14 protein-coding genes are annotated in these 16,996 nt (G+C 64.1%); 10 read left to right on the top strand and 4 right to left on the bottom strand.

Annotated elements, in window-relative coordinates; genetic code table 11:
- Positions 1–64 precede the first annotated feature (64 nt).
- The gene (locus ACTNFK_RS10130; RefSeq protein WP_435937439.1) at positions 65–538 is read right to left on the bottom strand and encodes a DUF4307 domain-containing protein; all 474 of its coding nucleotides are present in this window, start codon (positions 536–538) and stop codon (positions 65–67) included.
- A 64-nt stretch (positions 539–602) separates the two neighbouring features.
- Between ACTNFK_RS10130 and mca the strand changes: the two genes are divergently transcribed.
- The 6 genes from mca to ACTNFK_RS10100 all read left to right on the top strand — a co-directional run bounded on the left by mca (position 603) and on the right by ACTNFK_RS10100 (position 5,907).
- Positions 603–1,472 (top strand): mycothiol conjugate amidase Mca, encoded by an 870-nt coding sequence (gene mca, locus ACTNFK_RS10125; protein WP_435937440.1) that lies wholly within the window; start codon positions 603–605, stop codon positions 1,470–1,472.
- Positions 1,469–1,786, top strand: a complete 318-nt coding sequence (locus ACTNFK_RS10120; protein ID WP_435937441.1) for a hypothetical protein — start codon at positions 1,469–1,471, stop codon at positions 1,784–1,786. The genes mca and ACTNFK_RS10120 overlap by 4 nt, the downstream gene beginning before the upstream one ends.
- A gap of 6 nt (positions 1,787–1,792) precedes the next feature.
- Positions 1,793–3,625 (top strand): DNA helicase RecQ, encoded by a 1,833-nt coding sequence (recQ, locus tag ACTNFK_RS10115; RefSeq protein WP_435937442.1) that lies wholly within the window; start codon positions 1,793–1,795, stop codon positions 3,623–3,625.
- Between the two features lie 76 nt (positions 3,626–3,701).
- Positions 3,702–4,454 (top strand): PAQR family membrane homeostasis protein TrhA, encoded by a 753-nt coding sequence (gene trhA / locus ACTNFK_RS10110; protein WP_435937443.1) that lies wholly within the window; start codon positions 3,702–3,704, stop codon positions 4,452–4,454.
- Positions 4,455–4,477: 23 nt separating this feature from the next.
- Positions 4,478–5,263: an isoprenyl transferase gene (locus ACTNFK_RS10105; RefSeq protein ID WP_435937444.1), complete on the top strand. Its 786-nt coding sequence runs from the start codon at positions 4,478–4,480 to the stop codon at positions 5,261–5,263.
- A gap of 68 nt (positions 5,264–5,331) precedes the next feature.
- On the top strand, positions 5,332–5,907 hold the full coding sequence (locus tag ACTNFK_RS10100) for an NUDIX hydrolase family protein (protein WP_435937445.1): 576 nt from the start codon (positions 5,332–5,334) through the stop codon (positions 5,905–5,907).
- Here ACTNFK_RS10100 and ACTNFK_RS10095 read toward each other — a convergent pair.
- Genes ACTNFK_RS10095 through ACTNFK_RS10085 form a run of 3 tightly spaced genes read right to left on the bottom strand, consistent with a single transcriptional unit; the run spans position 5,904 to position 7,504 of the window.
- Entirely contained in the window at positions 5,904–6,356 is a 453-nt protein-coding gene (locus ACTNFK_RS10095) for a SprT-like domain-containing protein (protein ID WP_435937446.1), read from the bottom strand. The two genes, ACTNFK_RS10100 and ACTNFK_RS10095, sit on opposite strands and share 4 nt — an antisense overlap.
- 30 nt (positions 6,357–6,386) lie before the next feature.
- A complete protein-coding gene (locus tag ACTNFK_RS10090; protein WP_435937447.1) occupies positions 6,387–7,238 on the bottom strand; it encodes a spermidine synthase in 852 nt (283 codons plus the stop codon).
- Positions 7,235–7,504 carry a glutaredoxin family protein gene (locus ACTNFK_RS10085; RefSeq protein ID WP_433646051.1) on the bottom strand — a complete coding sequence of 90 codons (270 nt, stop codon included), beginning with the start codon at positions 7,502–7,504 and terminating at the stop codon, positions 7,235–7,237. The genes ACTNFK_RS10090 and ACTNFK_RS10085 overlap by 4 nt, the downstream gene beginning before the upstream one ends.
- A gap of 224 nt (positions 7,505–7,728) precedes the next feature.
- Between ACTNFK_RS10085 and rpoB the strand changes: the two genes are divergently transcribed.
- The 4 genes from rpoB to ACTNFK_RS10065 all read left to right on the top strand — a co-directional run bounded on the left by rpoB (position 7,729) and on the right by ACTNFK_RS10065 (position 16,994).
- Positions 7,729–11,226 (top strand): DNA-directed RNA polymerase subunit beta, encoded by a 3,498-nt coding sequence (gene rpoB / locus ACTNFK_RS10080; protein WP_433646050.1) that lies wholly within the window; start codon positions 7,729–7,731, stop codon positions 11,224–11,226.
- A gap of 76 nt (positions 11,227–11,302) precedes the next feature.
- Complete coding sequence (gene rpoC, locus ACTNFK_RS10075) at positions 11,303–15,196, top strand: DNA-directed RNA polymerase subunit beta' (protein ID WP_435937448.1); 3,894 nt, start codon at positions 11,303–11,305, stop codon at positions 15,194–15,196.
- Between the two features lie 182 nt (positions 15,197–15,378).
- Positions 15,379–16,467, top strand: coding sequence for a hypothetical protein (locus ACTNFK_RS10070; RefSeq protein ID WP_435937449.1), 1,089 nt, complete (start codon positions 15,379–15,381; stop codon positions 16,465–16,467).
- The gene (locus ACTNFK_RS10065; protein WP_435937450.1) at positions 16,464–16,994 is read left to right on the top strand and encodes a DUF6121 family protein; all 531 of its coding nucleotides are present in this window, start codon (positions 16,464–16,466) and stop codon (positions 16,992–16,994) included. The genes ACTNFK_RS10070 and ACTNFK_RS10065 overlap by 4 nt, the downstream gene beginning before the upstream one ends.
- Positions 16,995–16,996 lie beyond the last annotated feature (2 nt).

Genomic DNA, 16,996 nt, shown 5'->3' with positions numbered 1-16,996 from the left:
CCGACAGACTATCAGCCGGTCGGCTGCATCGTCTGGAGGCGGCACCGAGTGCAGGCGGCGCGTCTTAGCCCGCTGCGCCGTCTTCGCGAATCCAGCACGAGCGCACGATGCCGGTGGTCGCCGGGGATGTCGTCACGAGCATCTCAGTGAAGCGGCGGGTGCGATCGGCGGAGGGGTCGAGCTCGAGCACCTTCCAGCCCACTGTCGCAAATGAGGGGCTGAGAGCCTCGAGCGCGCACGCGAGATCGGCACCTGCGAGCGCGGTGACTTCAAAGCTGACGCTCACTTCGCGATCGCTCTCGACCGAATAGGAGAGGTCGCGAAACTCGACCTGGCTCGTCTGTTGCCAGCCCCCAAAGAGAACCACGGCGAGACCGCTGAGGAGCAGCACCCCCGCGAGGATCCACCCCACTCGCTTGTCGATGCCGCGCTGTCGTCCGCGACCGTAGCGTTCGTCGATCGACTCGGGGGTCGTTTGAGCGGCCTGGGTAGGCACCGACGGGTCAGCCGTCTGCGTCACGGGTTCCTCCGAAGTCAAGCCAGTAGAGTGGAGACTTACGCCAGCGTACCGGGCCCTCCCGGGAGTCAGATGAGAGGCCGCAATGGCGCTGAGGTTGATCGCGGTGCACGCGCATCCCGACGACGAATCGAGCAAGGGCGCAGCCACCTATGCGCACTATCTTGATCAGGGTGCCGAGGTGCTGATCGTGAGTTGCACTGGCGGCGAGCGCGGCGACGTGCTCAACGAGCTCGTGGCGCGCGACCCGAAGAGTCGACGCGATCTGGCCGGCCTGCGCCGTTCTGAGATGGATCACGCCCGCGAGATCATCGGCTTTCAGCATCGTTGGCTGGGCTACGAAGATTCGGGGTTGCCGCCCGAGGGCGTGGCGGTTCCGCAGGGGAGCTTCGCCGATGTGCCGGCAGAAGTTTCGGCTGAGGCGCTCGTGCGGTTGGTGCGCGAGTTTCGCCCCCACGTGATGATCACCTATAACGAGCAGGGTGGCTACCCGCACCCCGACCACATCAGGTGCCACGAGATTTCGAAGATCGCGTGGGATCTCTCGGGTGACGCGGAGTCGTATCCCGACGCCGGTGAGCCCTGGGCCATCAAGAAGCTGTACTACGAATCGATCTTCAATACTGAGCGCATGACCCGCGTCTACGAGGTGCTGCGTGAGCGTGAGCCCGAGTCGCCGCTGATCGCCCAGTTTGAGGAGATGGAGCAGCGCTTTCGGAGACGGCCCAGCGATGTCACCGCGCGGGTCGAAGTCGGCCGTTTCTTTGATCAGCGAGACGCGGCGCTGCGCGCCCACGCGAGCCAGATCCCGCCCGACAGTTTTTTCTTTTTCTGGCCGAATGATCTCCAGCGCGAGGCCTGGCCCTACGAGGATTATCGACTCGCTGCGTCGCGCGTTGCCACAAGCGAGTTTGAAGCAGACCTGTTTCAGGGGATTGACGAGGAGACGGCATGAGCGTTCTGACAACCGTGGTCGCGATGATCGCACTGTTCGCCGAAGAGGAGGCCGAGTTTGATCCGGCCTCCGTCTCGCCGGGCGTCATCGGTTTCGCGGTGACGGCGCTCTTCGCTCTCGCCGTCATTTTCCTCGGCTTCGACCTGGTGCGTCGGCTTCGCCGCAGCAAATACCGCCACGAGATTGGTGAGGCGCTCGCCGCGGAGGTTGCCGAGCGCGATTCCGCGGCTTCTGCTCAGAGCGGCACTGCTGCTGGGGGCGCGGCTGGCACCCAGCCAGATGCGGGGAACACTGATTCCGAACCCCGCGTGTAGCTCGAGATGACCGCGGCGCCCCACACGGCTGACCCGGCACGCGTACTCGCCGACGTCTTCGGTTTTGACGCGTTCCGCGGCGAGCAGGAAGCGATCATCCACCAGGTGAACGCGGGCGGTGACGCGGTGGTGTTGATGCCCACCGGAGGCGGCAAGTCCATCTGCTTCCAGATCCCCGCTCTGTGCCGTGAGGGTACGGGTGTCGTGCTGTCGCCCCTCGTCGCACTCATGCACGATCAGGTTGCGGCGCTCAGGCTCGCGGGCGTGCGCGCAGCGGCTCTGAACTCGTCGATTAGCGGATCGGATCGACAGGCCATCGAGGCGGCCTACCTCGCGGGCGAGCTCGACCTGCTGTATCTCGCGCCCGAACGGCTCTCCGCCCCGGGCACCGTTGACTTTCTGCGGCAGGGAAAGATCGCCGTGTTCGCGATCGACGAAGCGCACTGTGTCTCGCAGTGGGGGCATGACTTTCGGCCCGACTACCTGCGCCTGGGCGCGCTCGCCGAGGTGTGGCCCGAGGTGCCGCGCATCGCACTGACCGCGACGGCGACACCCGAGACGCACCGCGAAATCACCGAGCGATTGCATTTAGGCCGCGCCCGACATTTCGTTTCGAGCTTCGACAGGCCAAACATCACGTATCGCATCGTGACAAAGGGGACGGTCCGGCAGCAGCTGGTCGACTTCGTGACCCGCGGGCACGCGGGGGAGGCTGGGATCGTCTACGCGCTGAGCCGGAAGCGGGTCGAGCAAACCGCGGCCTGGTTGCGAGACGCGGGTGTCGACGCGGTCGCGTATCACGCGGGTCTCCCCGCCGAGCAGCGTCTGAACGCGCAGACGCGCTTCCTGCGTGAGGAGGGGGTGGTGGTGGTCGCCACCATCGCGTTTGGGATGGGCATCGACAAGCCAGACGTGCGATTTGTCGCGCACATCGATCTGCCCAAGTCGGTCGAGGGGTATTACCAGGAGACGGGCCGCGCCGGGCGTGACGGCGCCCCGGCGGAAGCGTGGATGGCCTACGGGCTCGCCGATGTCGTGCAGCAGCGGCAGATGATCGAGTCAAACGACGGCGACGCCGAGACGAAGCGCAACCAGGTGCGTCACCTCAACCACATGCTCGCGCTCTGCGAGACCACCGGGTGCCGCAGGCAGTACCTGTTGCGCTACTTCGGCGAAGAACTCAGCACGCCCTGCGGCAACTGCGACGTGTGCCTCGAGCCTCCGAAGCTCTGGGACGCGACGATTCCCGCGCAGAAACTTCTCTCGACGGTGGTGCGAATCGGGCGCGAGCGCGGCAAGACGTTCGCCGCCGGGCAACACATTGACGTGTTGCGCGGGGTGCGCTCACCGCGAGTGGATCAGCTGCGACTCGATGAGCTGTCGACCTGGGGCATCGGCAGTGACCTCTCGGCGACGCAGTGGCGCGGCGTGGTTCGGCACCTGTTGGCCACGGGCGGGGTGGATTCGCTCGGGGAGTGGGGCGTGCTCGCCCCGACCGAGCAGTCGAAGCTGATCCTCCGGGGCGAGGCTCAGGTCATGATGCGCGAGGAGGTCGCGGCCAGACGCGGCGGGGGCGGATCCACTGGGAGCAAGCGTTCCGCTGCCGCGGCCGATCTTGACGAGGCGCAGCTCGCGGTGTTCGATCGGTTGCGGGAATGGCGCCTCGCCGAGGCGCGCGAGCAGGGAGTTCCCAGCTACGTGGTGTTCGGTGACGCGACGCTCAGCGCGCTCGCCCTGCATCGCCCGCAAGATGAGGAAGAACTTTTGGGCATTTCCGGGATCGGCCAGGCCAAGCTTGAGCGCTATGGCGAGGCCGTGCTCGCGCTCCTCGCGGACTGACGCATCGGCAGACTCGCCGACTGAGGTTCCTTACATATATGCGTCGCAGATTCTGTGGATTTCGTACACTAGGTGCATGACTGCGCGCGATCCACACTCGTTCCCAGAGCCGGATAGCCTCTCGCTTCCGCTGCTCGAAGACGCGGTGGAACATGAGGCCCACCATCGGGTAGGTTCGGCCGACGCAGACATCAAGCCGAGTTGGCGCGGGTGGATCCACGCGGCCACGTTTCCGATCACCGTCGTTGCCGGCATCGTGCTCATCTCGGTGGCCGATGGTCCGGTCGCCAAGTGGGCCGCGGCGGTCTTTACCTTCACGAGCATGATGTTGTTCGGTATCTCTGCTCTCTACCACCGCGTGAACTGGAGCCCGAGGGTCAGGCAGACCTTCCGTCGCCTCGATCACGCCAACATCTTCCTGCTGATCGCGGGCACCTACACCCCCATCGCGTTGCTCGCGCTGCCAGCAGAGAAGGGCATCCTGCTGCTGGTGCTCGTCTGGGCTGGCGCGCTCCTGGGCATCGGGTTCCGCGTCTTCTGGATCGGCGCCCCGCGTTGGCTGTATGTGCCGCTGTACCTCATCCTGGGCTGGGCGGCGGTCATGTACATGGGCGACATTTATGGTGCCAGCCCGGTCGCCATGATCCTGGTCATCGTTGGTGGTCTGCTTTACACCCTGGGCTCGATCGTCTATGGACTGAAGCGCCCCAATCCCATTCCCGGAGCATTTGGGTTTCACGAGATCTTCCACGCGCTGACCGTGCTCGCGTTCCTGTGCCACTGGGCCGCCGCGCTGCTTGTGGCACTCGATCCCGTGTACTTGCGTTAATCGCGAGCCGATACACTCGCAGGGTGAATCCCGAGCGAACCTCACCACGGCCCGGGCTGCTGTACCGGCTGTATCAGCGGCGCCTCAGGCGTGAGATCGACACAGCGCGAGTGCCGCACCACATCGCCGTGATCGTCGACGGCAACAGGCGCTGGGCGAAGCAGCGTTTGCAGGAGCGCGCAGCGGTCGGCCATCGTGCCGGTGCCCGGAAGATTCCCGAGTTTCTCGGGTGGTGCGAGGAGAGCGGCATCGAGGTGGTGACCCTGTACCTCCTGTCAGCCGACAACCTGGCTGGGCGGGAGAGCCAGGAACTCACCGATCTCTTCGGCATCATTGCGGATCTCGCCACCGACCTGGCGGCGATCGATGCCTGGCGGGTGAAGCACGTGGGGTCGATCGAGGGGCTGTCACCCGAACTCGCCCTCGCGCTTGAGCGCGCCGAGCGTGACACCGAGGGTCGCGACGGCCTCCATATCAACCTCGCAGTCGGGTACGGCGGCCGCAGCGAGATTACCGCCGCCATGTGCAGCGTGATTGCTGAACACCAGGCCGCAGGTGGCACGATCGAGACGCTCGCCGAAAGGCTCACTCCCGAGATGATCGGCGAGCACCTGTGGACCAGGGGCCAGGCCGATCCCGATCTGGTCATTCGCACCTCGGGTGAGCAGCGACTGAGTGACTTCATGATTTGGCAGTCGGCGCACTCCGAGTTCTACTTTGTCGAAGCGCTCTACCCCGACCTGCGCGAGGTCGACCTGCTGCGCGCGCTGCGCGACTATTCGCGCAGGCAGCGGCGCCTTGGGAAGTAGCACCCGTTTGCGGCGACGGTGCTGGCGCGCCGATGGCACGGGCACGGGTGATCGTGCAGAATGAAGCCATGGCGATTGACACGGCCGAGCGGCCGGAACCCGGTGACCCCGACGACCGGCCCGCGCCAAACATGAATCCGGGTTGGCTGAGCGACGACGAGCTTGCGTTCGTGCGCGGCCGCATGCCCATCGTCTACGTCGAGGCCGTGCCCGTCCGTGTTGATGGGCAGGGGCAGGTCACCGAGGTGGGGCTGCTGCTGCGCAGCAACGCCGACGGCGTGATGAACCGGGCCTTCATTGCCGGGCGCGTGCGCTATGGTGAGTCGATTCGAGATGCCCTCTTCCGGCACCTCGAAAACGATTTGGGGCCGATGGCGTTCCCGCTGATCCCAGCCTCGCCGGTGCCCGCGCAGGTCGCGGAATACTTCCCGCTACCCGGCATTTCACCGTTTGTCGACGAGCGTCAGCACGCGGTGTCGCTGGTGTTCGTGGTGCCGGTCACGGGCAGCTGCAACCCCCGACAGGACGCGCTTGAGGTGACGTGGATGTCGCCCGAGCAGGCGCTCGCCGAGGGTAACCTCGCAGATCTTACGGGCGGCCGCGGCAAGCTGCTCAGGCAAGCTCTGGCTTCGGTCGGGTGTTAGCGGCGCTTGTTCCAGGCGATGAGGTGGGCGGGGGAGAAGCTACGGGAGCAGAGCGCGCAACTCGTCTCGCGCGTCGGGCGGCGAAAGCGCACGTGTTCGTGCCCCCCGGGGCAGTGGCCGACCCACGGAGCTAACTCACGCGCGACATCCCCATCGTGCGTGCGCCCGCCCACGTAGCCGATCTCCCCGGCAATGCGCTTCCACGCGGGGCCGTGGCCTGCGTTTGGCCCCGCCATCGCGTGCGCCACCTCGTGCAGCAAGATCTGATGGATCTCGTCGTCGTCGAATTTCGCCGCAAGATAGCGAGAGACCGTGATGCGGCGATCCGTGAAGTTACAGAGTCCCGCGCGTCGCTTAGCGTGGTCGAAGCCGAAGCTCCATTCGGCCGGGTCTAAATGCATGCGAATCAACGCATCAGCCCAGACGCGCACGCGCGTGAGGTCAGCCACGAGTAGGGTCACCGGAGGCGCTGGAAGTTGTCATGAACGTTCGAAGAGCTCGCGGGCCGGACGAGGGGAGTCGGTCGCATGCTCGTCGGTGACGGGCTTCACGCCTCCCACGAACGCCTCGAGCTCACGGCCGATTAGCATGCGTGCGGGATGTGGACCGCTGGCGAGTAGCCGGGGCAGCCAGTCCAGTTCGTCGGTGTGCTCAGCCGCGAGCAGCACGATATTGCCAAAGCGCCGACCTTTCAGCACCTGAGGCTCGGCGATCGCGGCAACCGTGGGAAACAGGCTTTCCAGGGTGGCGATCTGGCCGCGCGTGAAGTGCTGCCCGGTGCCATCGGTGACGTTGACCACGACGATCCCGTCGGGTGAAAGGAGTGGCCGCACGAGCTCGTAAAACTCGACACTGGAGACATGGGCGGGAGTGCGATCCCCCGCAAAAATATCGACCACGATCAGATCCATGGCCCCGTGCATGCCCTCGGGAAGCTTTGAGAGCATCTCGCGTGCATCGCCGCGTCGCACGCGGATGCTTGCGCGCTTGGGGAGGGGGGCGGCCTCGCGAACCAGATCGACGAGTGCGCCCTCAAGCTCAACCACCTGCTGCCGGCTGCCCGGGCGGGTGGCCTCGATGTAGCGTGGCAGTGTGAAGGCGCCGCCGCCCAGGTGGAGCGCAGAAAGGGGCCTTCCAGGCGTGCGGAACAAGTCGATGACATGGCCGATCCGCCGAATGTACTCAAAGAAGAGCTCGGACGGGTCGCGCAGGTTGACGTGAGACTGGGGCGTGCCATCGATGAGGAGCTGCACGGCTCCCGGCACCCATCGGTCTTCCTCAAACTCTGCGATGAGCCCCGAGGTCAATGTGATGGGGTCGGGGAGCTTCACCCGAGGCCGAGTTCGGTGAGTTTCGCGCGCATATCGGCGTCGCTTGGCTCGACGTGATGGCTACCGTCGGGGTAGATGATGACCGGGATGTTCGTGCGCCCACTGATGTCGCGGGCGACCTCTGCAGCCGCGGGTTCCGCCTCCAGATTGATGTACTGGTAGGAAACTCCCAGTTCACCAAACAGGCGCTTCGCCCGGCGGCAATCACCGCACCAGTCGGCACCAAACATGCGGATCTCGGGGGAGGAGGTGCTCTGATCAGGCATAGTCATATCTTACCCGAGGGGCTCGGCACCAGGCCTGATCCACATCGCCGCTTGCCGAACGGTAACAGATCGATTACAGTAGATAGTTGCGCTTCGAACACCTATCTGCCTTCATATTGCGGTCGGCCGTCATGCCTGTTTTCACGGGCCTTTCAACTTGTGACTCGAAGCCTTTCTGCAAGACCAGGTCAACCGGCCCGACGGGGCCCACGGAGGTAGTTTCCTTGGCTGCTGCGCGCAACGCAACTTCCACCCATTCGCCGAAGAACGGTCGCGATCACTCGCGACTCAGCTTCGCTAAGATTTCCGACACGTTGGCGGTGCCAAATCTGTTGGCACTCCAGCTCGAGAGCTTTGATTGGCTCGTCGGCAATGACGTGTGGAAATCACGCGTCATTGAGGCTCAAGCTCAGGGGCGCGACGACATCGCGCTGAAGAGTGGCCTCGAAGAGATCTTCGACGAGATTTCGCCGATCGAAGATAACGCCGGCACGATGCAGCTCTCGTTCGAGAACCCGATTCTCGATGAACAGAAGTTCTCGATCGACGAGTGCAAGGAGCGTGGCAAGACGTACTCTGCCCCGCTCTACGTCGAGGCGGCCTTCTACAACACCGAGACTCAGGTGCTGAAGAGCCAGACCGTCTACATGGGTGATTTCCCCATCATGACCGACAAGGGCACCTTCATCATCAACGGCACCGAGCGCGTCATCGTGTCGCAGCTCGTCCGTAGCCCGGGCGTCTACTTTGACCGCAGCCAGGAGAAGACCAGCGATAAGGATGTCTTCTCGGCTCGTGTGATTCCGAGCCGCGGTGCGTGGCTCGAGTTCGAGATCGACAAGCGCGATCAGGTTGGCGTGCGTATCGACCGTAAGCGCAAGCAGTCGGTCACCGTCTTCCTGAAGGCGCTGGGCATGACCAGCGAGGAGATCCTCGAGGAGTTCGCCGGTTACGAGTCGATCGCGCTCACCCTTGAAAAAGACGGCATCACCACGCAGGAAGATGCCCTGAAGGACATCTACCGCAAGCAGCGTCCGGGCGAGCAGGTTGCGATCGAAGCGGCGCGCGCGCTGCTCGACAACAGCTACTTCAACTCGAAGCGCTACGACCTCGCGAAGGTTGGTCGTTACAAGATCAACCGCAAGCTCGGGATCGACGCTCCCATCACCGATTCGGTGCTCTCGCTCGAAGACATCGTCGCGACGATCAAGTACCTCGTTGGCCTCCACGCGGGCACCGAGACCCTGCCGGGCGTTCGCGACGGCAAGGCAGTCGAGTTGCGTCTTGACACCGACGATATTGATCACTTCGGCAACCGTCGCATCCGCGCCGTTGGCGAGCTGATTCAGAACCAGGTGCGCACCGGGCTCAGCCGGATGGAGCGCGTGGTTCGCGAGCGCATGACCACGCAGGACATCGAGGCGATCACGCCGAACACCCTGATCAACACGCGCCCCGTGCTGGCCGCGATCAAGGAGTTCTTCGGCACCTCGCAGCTGTCGCAGTTTATGGATCAGAACAACCCGCTCGCGGGGCTGACCAACAAGCGTCGACTCTCTGCACTCGGCCCCGGCGGTCTGTCGCGTGACCGCGCAGGCGTTGAGGTGCGTGACGTTCACCCGTCGCATTACGGCCGTATGTGCCCCATCGAGACCCCGGAAGGCCCGAACATTGGCCTGATCGGCGCGCTCGCGACCTTCGCGCGCATCAACGCGTTTGGCTTCATCGAGACGCCGTACCGTCGCGTGATCGACGGCAAGGTCACCGACCAGGTCGATTACCTCACCGCCCATGAGGAGGACGAGTTCCTCATCGCGCAGGCCGGCGCCCCGCTGACCAGCGATGGCCGCTTCGCCGACAAGCAGGTGCTGGCTCGCCCCCGTGGCTCTGAGGTCGAGATGGTCGATGCGGGCCGCGTCGATTACATGGACGTGTCCCCGCGTCAGATGGTCTCGGTAGCGACCTCGCTCATTCCGTTCCTCGAGCACGACGATGCAAACCGCGCACTCATGGGTGCCAATATGCAGCGCCAGGCGGTGCCGCTGGTTCGCAGCGAGTCGCCGCTCGTGGGTACCGGTATGGAAGGCTACGCCGCGATCGATGCTGGCGATGTCATCACCTCGGAGGCTGCCGGTGTCATCACCGACGTGTCGGCCGATTTCGTCACCGTCCAGCACGACGAGGGCGGAACGAAGACCTACTTCCTGCGCAAGTTCGATCGTTCTAACCAGGGCACGAACTACAACCACCGCGTGATCGTGAAGTCGGGCGAACGGATCGAAGCCGGCGAGGTTATCGCCGATGGTCCAGCGACCGAGAATGGCGAGCTCGCACTCGGCAAGAACCTGCTCGTCGCGTTCATGTCGTGGGAGGGTCACAACTTCGAGGACGCCATCATCCTGAGCCAGAACCTGGTGAAGGACGACACGCTCTCGTCGATCCACGTTGAGGAGTACGACGTTGATGCCCGCGACACCAAGCTCGGCAAGGAAGAGATCACCCGTGATCTCCCCAACGCCAGCATGGAGGCGCTAAAAGACCTCGACGAGCGCGGCATCATCCGCATCGGTGCCGAGGTTCGCCCCGGCGATATCCTCGTCGGCAAGGTCACGCCGAAGGGCGAGACCGAGCTGTCGGCCGAGGAGCGCCTGCTGCGCGCGATCTTCAACGAGAAGAGCCGCGAGGTTCGCGATACCTCGCTGAAGGTGCCCCACGGTGTTGCCGGTACCGTCACCGCGGTCAAGGTCTTCGACGCTGAGAACGACAACGATGACGATCTGGGCTCTGGTGTGAACCAGCGCGTGGTTGTCTACATCGCTCAGAAGCGCAAGATCACCGAGGGCGACAAGCTCGCCGGTCGTCACGGCAACAAGGGTGTCATCTCGAAGATTCTTCCGGTGGAAGACATGCCCTTCCTCGAAGACGGCACTCCGGTCGACGTGATCCTCAACCCGCTGGGCGTGCCCGGTCGAATGAACTTCGGCCAGGTGCTTGAGATCCACCTCGGGTGGATCGCCAAGCAGGGTTGGAAGGTTGACGGTCTGCCCGAGTGGGCCGCAAACCTGCCGAAGGAAGCGTTCGAAGCTGCACCGAACACCAAGGTCGCAACCCCGGTGTTCGACGGCGCGACCGAGGCAGAGATCGGCGGTCTGCTCGATTCGACCCTCCCGACTCGCGATGGCGAGCGACTCATCGGCGCAAGCGGCAAGACCCGCCTGTTCGACGGTCGCTCTGGCGAGCCGTACCCGTACCCGATCTCCGTCGGCTACATGTACATCCTGAAGCTGCACCACCTGGTTGACGACAAGATTCACGCGCGCTCAACCGGACCGTACTCGATGATCACGCAGCAGCCGCTGGGTGGTAAGGCACAGTTCGGTGGACAGCGTTTCGGTGAGATGGAAGTGTGGGCGCTCGAGGCCTATGGCGCCGCATACGCGCTGCAAGAATTGCTCACGGTGAAGTCCGACGACATCCTTGGCCGCGTCAAGGTGTACGAGGCGATCGTTCGTGGGGAAAACATCCCCGAGCCGGGAGTTCCTGAGTCGTTCCGCGTACTCATGAAAGAGATGCAGTCGCTCTGCCTGAACGTCGAGGTGCTTGGCGCCGGTGGAGAAGTCGTGAATCTGCGCGATAACGACGATGAGGCTCACCGCACTGCGGAGGAGCTCGGCATTAACCTCTCGACCCGCTTCGAGACCTCGTCAATCGACGAGATCTGAGTTGATGGCCGCATCATCCTCGGATGATGCGCGCGTCGGAATACACCACAGAGATTTACATCCCCAAGGAGACACATTGCTCGAGGGTACGAGTTTTAACGAGCTGCAGATCCGCCTGGCGACCGCTGACGATATTCGCAGCTGGTCGTTCGGCGAGGTCAAGAAGCCAGAGACCATCAACTACCGCACACTGAAGCCCGAGAAGGACGGCCTGTTCGGCGAACAAATCTTCGGACCGAGCCGCGACTGGGAGTGCGCTTGTGGCAAGTACAAGCGTGTTCGCTACAAGGGCATCGTCTGCGAGCGTTGTGGCGTAGAGGTTACGAAGTCGAGCGTACGTCGCGAGCGGATGGGCCACATCGAGCTCGCCGCACCAGTCACGCACATCTGGTACTTCAAGGGTGTGCCCAGCCGTCTGGGTTACCTGCTTGACATGGCGCCGAAGGATCTCGAGAAGGTCATCTACTTCGCCGCGTACATGGTGATCGATGTCGACGAGGAAGGTCGGCGCGACGATCTTCCCGAGCTCGAGAATGAGTTGCGCCTCGAACTCGAGTCGCTTGAGAAGCAGCGCGATCTCGCCATCGCCCAGCGTCAGCAGCAGGCAGAATCGGATCTCGCGGCACTCGAGGCCGAGGGTGCGAAGGCAGATCAGCGTCGCCGCGCCGAGGCTTCGGCCGAGAAGGAGATGGCATCGATCCGCAAGGGATTCGATGACGATATCGCCAGCCTGAAGCGCGTGTGGGAAGACTTCCGCACCCTGAAGGTCGGCGATCTCAAGCCAGAAGACGCCACTTTCGCTGACCTGATGGATCGCTACGGCGACTACTTCGAGGCCTACATGGGCGCCGAGGCCATCAAGAAGCGCCTGGAGGCCTTCAACCTGCAGGAGGAAAGCGACATGCTTCACCTCCAGATCTCCGAGGGCAAGGGTCAGAAGAAGATCCGCGCCATCAAGCGACTGAAGGTTGTCAGCTCGTTCCTGCAGACTGGCGCGAGCCCGGCTGCGATGGTGCTCGATGTCGTTCCCGTGATCCCGCCGGAGCTGCGCCCGATGGTGCAGCTCGATGGTGGCCGCTTCGCGACGTCTGATCTCAACGATCTGTACCGTCGCGTGATCAACCGAAACAACCGTCTGCGCCGCCTCCTCGATCTTGGGGCCCCCGAGATCATCGTGAACAACGAGAAGCGCATGCTGCAGGAAGCTGTGGACGCGCTGTTCGACAACGGCCGTCGCGGTCGCCCCGTGACGGGCACCGGAAACCGTGCGCTGAAGTCGCTGTCAGACATGCTGAAGGGCAAGCAGGGCCGGTTCCGTCAGAACCTGCTCGGCAAGCGCGTTGACTACTCGGGCCGTTCGGTCATCGTGGTCGGCCCGCAGCTCAAGCTGCACCAGTGTGGTCTGCCCAAGCAGATGGCGCTCGAGCTGTTCAAGCCGTTCGTGATCAAGCGCCTGATCGATCTGTCGCACGCGCAGAACATCAAGGCCGCCAAGCGCATGGTTGAGCGTTCACGCAGCGAGGTCTGGGACGTGCTCGAGGAGATCATCCGCGAGCGCCCCGTGCTGCTGAACCGCGCACCCACCCTGCACCGTCTCGGAATTCAGGCGTTTGAGCCGCAGCTCGTCGAGGGTAAGGCGATCCAGCTGCACCCGCTCGTTTGCACCGCCTTCAACGCCGACTTCGATGGCGACCAGATGGCTGTGCACCTCCCGCTGTCGGTTGAGGCTCAGGCCGAGGCCCGCGTGCTGATGCTCGCGTCGAACAACATCCTGAAGCCGTCTGATGGTCGACCGGTCACCCTGCCCTCGCAGGACATGATCATCGGCCTGCACCACCTGACCACCGTGAAGACTGGTGAACCGGGTGAGGGGCGCGCGTTTGGCTCAATCGCCGAGGCAATCCTTGCCAAGGATGAGGGGACTCTCGATCTGGGTTCCAAGGTGAAGATTCGCCTGCACGGGTACACCAACGCAGAGGGTGTCACCTCCGAGCGTCCGCTCATTGTGGAAACCACGCTGGGTCGCGCGATCTTCAACGAGGCGCTCCCAGTGGGGTACCCGTACTTCGAGCGCGTGGCAGACAAGGGCACCCTGTCGAGCCTGGTCAACGACCTTGCCGAGCGGTACCCCAAGGTGGAGGTCGCCGCAACGCTCGACCGCATCAAGGATGCCGGCTTCTACTGGGCTACCCGTTCGGGTATCACGGTGGCGCTGTCTGACATCGTGACGCCGTCGAACAAGGCTGAGATTCTGGCACAGCACGAAACTGCTGCCGCCGCAGTGCAGAAGAAGTTCGACAAGGGCATGATCACAGATGCCGAGCGTCACACTGAGCTCGTCGAGATCTGGACCGAGGCGACCGAAGAGGTTGCGTCGGCCATGCGCGAAGCGTTCCCCGAAGACAACACCATTTACCGCATGGTGTCGTCGGGTGCACGTGGTAACTGGCTGCAGATCCGCAACATTGCGGGCATGCGAGGCCTGGTGAGTGACCCGAAGGGTGAAATCATCCCTCGTCCGATCATCAACTCGTACCGCGAGGGCCTGTCAGTGGCGGAGTACTTCATCGCCACCCACGGTGCGCGTAAGGGTCTTGCTGACACCGCGCTGCGAACCGCCGACTCGGGCTACCTGACTCGTCGACTCGTCGACGTCTCGCAGGATGTCATCATCCGTGAGGAAGACTGCGGAACGACACGAGGGCTTGAATTGCCGATCGCAACCGCGGATGCCGACGGCACCCTCGTGCGCGACGACAACGTCGAGAACTCGGTCTACGCCCGCACCCTTGCGAGCGAAGCGATCGATGCGCAGGGCAACGTCATCGCAGTGGCCGGCGCTGACGTGGGCGACGTGCTCATCGACACGCTCGTTGCGGCTGGCGTTACCGAGATCAAGGTGCGCTCGGTTCTGACCTGCCAGTCGGCAGTCGGCGTGTGCGCCACCTGCTACGGTCGCTCGCTCGCAACCGGTCAGCGCGTCGACATCGGTGAGGCTGTGGGCATCATCGCCGCTCAGTCCATCGGTGAGCCCGGCACGCAGCTGACGATGCGTACCTTCCACACCGGTGGGTCTGCCTCGGCTGACGACATCACGCAGGGTCTGCCCCGCGTGCAGGAGCTCTTCGAGGCGCGCACCCCCAAGGGTGCATCGCCGATCGCAGAGGCCGCGGGTCGTGTCACCATCGAAGACACCGAAAAGGGTCGTCGTATTCTCCTCACGCCGGATGACGGCACAGAAGAGAAGGCCTACCCGGTGCTCAAGCGTGCCACCCTGCTCATCGAAGACGGCGACAGTGTGGTGTTGGGTCAGCCCTTCATCGCGGGCACGCTCGACCCGAAGGACATTCTGCAGGTCGGCACCACCGAGAACGGCAAGCACATCCCAGGTGAGCGCGCCGTGCAGCGGTACCTCGTTGAGGGCGTACAGAACGTTTACCGCTCGCAGGGCGTGCCGATCCACGATAAGCACATCGAGGTCATCGTGCGTCAGATGCTGCGCAAGGTGACTGTGGTCGATCACGGTGAGACCGATCTGTTGCCGGGTGAGCTGGTGGATCGCGCGAAGTACCAGCGGCTGAACCGCGAGGCGCTGCTTGAGGGCAAGCGCACCGCGACCGCACGTTCGGAAGTCATGGGTATCACCAAGGCTTCGCTGGCGACCGAGTCGTGGCTGTCGGCGGCCTCCTTCCAGGAGACCACTCGCGTGCTCACCCAGGCTGCGATGGAGGGATCGCGAGATCCGCTCATCGGCCTCAAGGAGAACGTCATCATCGGTAAGCTCATCCCGGCCGGCACCGGCCTGTCTGTCTACCGTGACGTCGATGTGAACGCTACCGAGGAAGCGAAAGCGGAGCGGTACCCGAGCCGTTTGTTCGCGACCGAGTCGAACTTCGACGAGAACGATCTGTCGTTCGTCGATTTCGACAGCTTCACCGCTGACGAGTTCAACCCGGGTAACTACAACTAGTTCGTAGTTTCTCCGCAGACGGCGCTCACCCTTCGGGGTGGGCGCCGTCTGCTTTCTGCTGGGATCGGCAACACTCGCGCGTGCTGCGCGAGAACTTCATCGCCCGCTTGTACTCTTGCGGCAAACCGGTATGTGTTGTGACGTGATGCAATGCGGGCCGGGTCGCGACGAGAGGTGAGGCCATGAGCGAAGAGCGCGAGACGCAGACGGCGGGGGCACCCGTCGAAGAGAATGAGCCGTCCGGCACCGAGGTGCAGGCTGCCGTTGAACGCGCCACCGAGAGCGCTGCTGCAGACCCGGTCGATCCCCAGGGTCCTGTGTCGTCAGGGTCGGGAACCGGCGAGCCCGCGGTCATTGACGACACGATCGAGCGCCCGATTATCGCGCCGGTGGTCGAGCAGCCGAGCGCAGCGCCCGGGCCGACCGCAAGCGAGATTTTTGCAGCTCAGCCCCCGCACGGCGGATCTTCGCGGCCGACGCACGAGTCGCAGTCTGTGGCTGCTGCATCCGCGGCACCCACAACTCAGGGTTCGGGTCTTGCTCAGCGACTCGAGGCCGATTCGGTCACTCCAGTGGTGCCCGCAGCCGCCAGTGCGGCAGCTGGCGCGTCCACCGGAACAACACCTGGTGCGGCCCCGGCTCCCGCTGCTGCGGGCCTCGGCCCGGCACGCGACGGGGAGATCCGCATCAGTGCCGATCACCCGATGGCCGCGCTGTACATGCAGACCCCGATGCCGCCTGAGATTAAGGGGAATCGAGGCGCAGGCATCCTGATCGCCCTTCTCGCGACGGTCGGATTCGCGTTGGTGTTCGCGGGCATCATCGCGCTGATTGTTGCACCGTCATACCCACCTTCGACGTTCCTCACCGAGGGGCTGCTGCCAGCCTTGCTCTCGTGGAGCTACTTGGGCTCAGTTGCGGCCTTCTTCGTCGGCCTGGCGTTGGTTGTCCTCATCTCCGGTCGCGCCGGATGGTGGGCCTATGTCATCGGCGGATTTCCGGTGGGCGTGCTCGTGTTCGGGGTTGCGTTCCTCGGCACCGTCATCGATACCGGAGAGGAATTCCGTAGCTCGGTCAGTGACCTCCTGGCGGCTCGGCTGAGCTTGGGTGCACTCGTTGTCGCACTCGTCGCTGGCATCATCGCGCGCGAGGTCACCGTCTGGTTTGGCGCGTGGATCGGCTCACGCGGACGCAAGGTGGCGCGCAAGAACGCGGCTGCCGTCGCCGAGTACGAGGATGCCCTGGCCGAGGTGCAGGCGAAGGCACTGTGACGGAAAGCTCCCGACGCGGCGTCACCCGGGGCTACGTCGGGGGCTTGATACTCGCGACCGTCATGGTGGTCTTGGCCTTGGTCGTTGCGGTCTGGGGGCTGATCGCCCTGTTCTCCGATCGGGAGCCGGTGCAGACACCTGGTGTCGTCTCGGCCGCCGGTCCGGTGATCATCGCGGTCGCGCTCGGAATGCTCGCTTGGGGGCTCTGGTTGCAGGCTGTTCAGCTGCTACGCGGGCTCCGCACGCCGCCCTGGGGTCATACCCTCGTGCTGGCAGTTGGTGCGTATCTCATCTGGTGTCTCGGCGGGCTCCTCGCGGGCCTCACAATTGAAGACACCTGGTTGAGTCCGTACGCGGCGACCCTTCCGGTCATGTTCGCGCTCGGTTCCTTCCTGTTTTGGGCCGTGCTCGCGCGCCGCGTCTTCACCGACAGGCCCCCTCCGCAGTGGCCGTGGGAACGTCGCGGTGAGACTGGAGCCGAATCGGCAGGTGGACCCGAAGACGACGACGATGCTCGGGGAGAATAGAC

The sequence above is a fragment of the Leucobacter fengyongliangi genome, assembly GCF_052386045.1.
This window is presented reverse-complemented; position numbering and strand designations above follow the sequence as displayed.